Origin of the sequence: Catenulispora rubra (assembly GCF_015356825.1) — a bacterium.
Lineage (GTDB): Bacteria > Actinomycetota > Actinomycetes > Streptomycetales > Catenulisporaceae > Catenulispora > Catenulispora rubra.
Map to the genome: position 1 here is coordinate 1 of NZ_JAACYW010000553.1, position 2520 is coordinate 2520.

At 66.9% G+C, this 2520-nt stretch carries 2 protein-coding genes; one reads left to right on the forward strand and one right to left on the reverse strand.

What is annotated here, in order from left to right; genetic code table 11:
- Positions 1-507: 507 nt before the first annotated feature.
- The gene (locus tag GWK61_RS53870) at positions 508-1509 is read right to left on the reverse strand and encodes a stage II sporulation protein M (RefSeq protein ID WP_194922176.1); all 1002 of its coding nucleotides are present in this window, start codon (positions 1507-1509) and stop codon (positions 508-510) included.
- A 130-nt stretch (positions 1510-1639) separates the two neighbouring features.
- On the opposite strand from GWK61_RS53870, the gene GWK61_RS53875 reads away from it, so the two are divergent.
- Positions 1640-2520: RDD family protein (locus GWK61_RS53875; protein ID WP_228564520.1), on the forward strand; the 881-nt coding region annotated here is incomplete at its 3' end.

Consider the following 2520-nt stretch of genomic DNA (forward strand, 5'->3'; position numbering starts at 1 on the left):
CGAGGTCGCATGGCATCACAATTCGTCACACACTGTTGAGTTCTCAAGAAACAGACGCCCGAACCACTCGTCTCAGAACTTCCGTTCCGATCGGCTGCGACCCGGCGTTGTCAGGTCTTGCTGTTTTTCTTTTGTCTTTCTTACCTTGCTTCGCTTTAGATCTTAGCAGATCCTCCGCGTTCTTCGCAATTTCACTGAGCCTTTAAAATCAAGCACAGCCGTTTTGATTGCGATTGCCGGTTCGGGATTCTTTTTCGAACCCTTGCCCCGGCGGCTTGGTTACTCTAGCATGGTTTCTTTGGGCTCTCGCCCGCCGCTCCTGCTTGACAGCAACCCCTCTAACTTACGCTCCCCGAACACATGCGTCAACCTGATGGCCTTCGCCGGTTCATTGAGGGGAACCCTGTAAGTATGGCACACGTCTGAGGCCGCAGACGAATCGGCGGTGTCTACCCATCACTCAGAGGGCTGAAACCATCCGTTCGCTGATCGGATCCGGGGATCCGACTAAGCCCTCGTGGGTACCACGTCCGCCCTGTCGGCCCTGCTCACGTCGCCTGTCTCGCCTCGCAGCGCAGCCCTGCGACCAACGAAGAACACGTATACGAGAAACAGCGTCTCCACCGTGAAACCGATCGTGAGCCGCACCGGAGCGGACGTGTGCCCGGTCACGAACCCCTCGATCGAGCCCGACACCAACAACACGCACGCCAGCCCGAGCGCCATCGTCCCGAGCACCCGCCCCTGCTCCCCCAGCGCCTCGCCGCGGGTCCGCGGCCCCGGCGAGAGAAGCGTCCACGCGATGCGCATCCCGCAACCGCCGGCGACGAACACCGCGCTGAGTTCCAACATGCCGTGCGGGGCGACGAGCGACAGGAAGGTGCCGAAGCGTCCATGCGCCGCCATGAATCCACCGTCGATCGCCAGGTTCGCGGTGTTCATGTACATGGCGACGAACGGGAAGACCAGCGTCACCCCTCCGAACAGCGCCAGTGCGGACACCCAGGCGTTGTTCACCCACACCTTGAAGCCGAACGACCCCGGACTGAACTCCGTGTAGTACGTCTCGAACTGCCCGCCGGGCCGGAACACCCCGTTCACGAGATCCGGAGAGGCCAGTTCCCCCTGCACCCGCGGATTCGCCGCGATGTACCAGCCCATGAAGAACGCGGCTACAAGTGAGATCACCGCAGTAGCGATCCACCAGCGTCGCGCTCTATAGAGAGCCGCTGGAAAGCCGTCGGTGAAGAAGTAGAGGATCTCTCTCCAGGCCGGAACACGCGGCCCGGCGATAGCCCCTCGCGCCGTCGCCAGGAGAGACGACAGGTGACCCACCACTACAGCGTCCGGCGCCGCGGACCTCACTACAGACAGATGCGTAGCGACGTTCTGGTAGAGCGCAACGAGTTCGTCCGCCTCGCCGCCGTCCAGAGCCCGGCTCCGGTTCGACAACTGCGCGAGGCGGGCCCACTCCGCGCGATGGGCCGCTGCGTATGCGTCGATGTCCACGTGTGGGAAGACCCCGCCTCTGTGAGAAGCCAGCGCTCTATGGAAAGTCTGTGGTGAGAAACTGTGCGCCCACGGTATGAGCGGTCTACCGTTGCCGCAACAACGTCAGCCCGGAGTGGAGACAACGACCTTGAGCGACCTGGTCATCGGCGAGGGCGTGGCCCTGGATCTCCGGCTCGCCAAGCTGCCGAGCCGCGCCCTGGCCCGGCTGCTGGACCTGCTCGTCCAGGCCGGCCTGCTGGGTGTGCTCGCCGCCGTGCTCGGAGTGGTGGCGTCGGCCGGCGCGGTCGACGACGCGGTGATGGCCGGGCTCATGATCGTCATGACCGTCGCGGTGGTGGTCGGGTACCCGGCGCTGCTGGAGACCGTCGCCCGCGGACGCACGCTGGGCAAGATGGCGCTCGGGCTGCGCGTGGTGCGCACCGACGGCGGCCCGGTGCGGTTCCGGCACGGGTTGGTGCGCGCTCTCTCGGGCATCTTCGACCTCTACGCCACGGTCGGTGTGCTGGCGGTGGTGACCTCGTTCTGCTCGAAGCAGGGGCGCCGCACCGGTGACTGGCTGGCCGGGACGGTCGTGGTCCGCGACCGCGCGCCGGACGCCGGGGTGAGCCCGGCCGGGATGGCGGCGCTGGCGATGCCGTATCCGTTGCTCGGCTGGGCGCAACAGCTGGACCTGTCGGCACTTCCGGACGACGTGGCCCTGTCCGCGCGCCAGTACCTGACCCGCATGCACGAGATGCGCCCGGACGTCGCCGCGCGCATGGGCCACGAGGTCGCGACCGAAGTCGTCCGCTACGTCGCGATGCCGCCGGCCGGGACGCCGCCCTGGGCGTACCTGGCGGCGGTCACGGCCGAACGCCGGGTACGGCAGATGCGGGCGGCCGAGGCGGCCTACCGGGCGGCGTGGGAGCGGGCTCAGAGGCAGGCTCCGGCCTACGCCGGGGCGCCGGGCCCGCCAGCTGCGGCACCGCCCGCGGCGCCCACAGCGCCCATGGGACCCGCCGCCCCTAC